At 42.5% G+C, this 657-nt stretch carries 1 protein-coding gene; it reads right to left on the reverse strand.

All coding sequences use genetic code 11. The features are described from left to right. Positions 1-657, reverse strand: a 657-nt coding sequence (gene pepT / locus LE190_RS22200; protein WP_225240596.1) for a tripeptide aminopeptidase PepT, incomplete at both ends; no start/stop codon positions are given.

Raw genomic sequence — 657 nt, forward strand, 5'->3', positions numbered from 1 at the left:
GTTTGGATATTGTTCGACAATCGATTTTGCGATGCCTTCCAGCTCATCTTCATGTTTCTTTAGATTGGCTGTAACGTGATCGCGTACGATAAATTGAATTTCAGCTTTTTCCACAGATCCACTGATATGAACAGGGTGTACAAAGCCGTCTTTTGTATTGGTACTTTCAGGTGAAAGTCGATCTTTTGGTAGTGCATCAATTACCGCACTGGCGATTTTGATGGCACTTTGCATTTTACCCTTAGCAAAGCCCGGATGTACGGACACACCATGAATCGTTAATGTAGCTCCATCCGCTGAAAATGTTTCATCCTCAATGGTTCCAGCTCTTTCGCCATCCATTGTATAAGCAAAATCTGCTGCTAAACGTTTCAAATCTGCTTTATCAACACCTCTGCCAATCTCCTCATCTGGTGTGAAAAGAATTTTGATATCACCATGTTTGATTTCAGGATGTTTCATTAATAAACGGGCAGCATCCATGATTTCGGCCACACCTGCTTTGTCATCTGCACCCAACAAAGTGGTGCCACTCGCTGTAATGATATCATTGCCAATTTGATTGGCTAGATCGGGATGTTCGGCGTATTTGATGATAATACTCTTGTCGTCAGGAAGCACAAGATCCTGGCCCTGATAATTAGGATGAACCAGTGG

The organism is Massilia hydrophila (assembly GCF_020208145.1).
Lineage (GTDB): Bacteria > Pseudomonadota > Gammaproteobacteria > Burkholderiales > Burkholderiaceae_D > Telluria > Telluria hydrophila.